Source organism: Streptomyces sp. CO7, assembly GCF_053474865.1.
In genome coordinates, this window is sequence record NZ_JBRIOU010000074.1 from 1 (window position 1) to 527 (window position 527).

The window sequence follows — 527 nt, forward strand, 5'->3', positions numbered from 1 at the left end:
GTCTCGGGCGGGCCGTGGGGACGGCCGGGTGTGGGCCGCGTTGCTCCGGCCGGTGATGCGCCGTCCGCTGGTCACCTTCGTCGCCGCCGCGGCCGCCACGGTGGCGCTGGCCCTGCCGGCACTGTCGATGAAGCTCGGCACCGAGGGCAAGGAGACCTTCCCGGACAGCGTTCCGGCGGTCGCCGCCTACGACCGGCTGGTGGCGGCGTTCCCGTCCGAAGGGCCGGCCCACCTGGTCGTGGCGCGCGGTGACGATCCGGCGGTGCCGCTGCGGGAGCTGGTGGAGCTCACCCGGGGGGACGCCCTGTTCGCCCAGGACCGGGTGCCGCGTCCGCGGGTCGCGGAGGACGGCCGGACCGCCCTGGTGGCCCTGCCGGTGCCGTACGCGCAGAACTCGGCGGAGGCGGGGCGGTCCCTGGACCGGCTGCGGGAGGAGCTGATCCCGGCGGTGGCGGGGAGCGGGCAGGGGCTGGAGACCGCCGTGACCGGGGAGATCGCGGCGGGCGCCGACTACGCCGACCGTCAGT

1 pseudogene is annotated in these 527 nt (G+C 77.2%); it reads left to right on the forward strand.

Going from position 1 to position 527, the window contains the following annotated elements:
* Positions 1-28: 28 nt before the first annotated feature.
* Positions 29-527 (forward strand): annotated as a pseudogene (locus tag ACOV8S_RS31155) (MMPL family transporter); the annotation flags it as partial.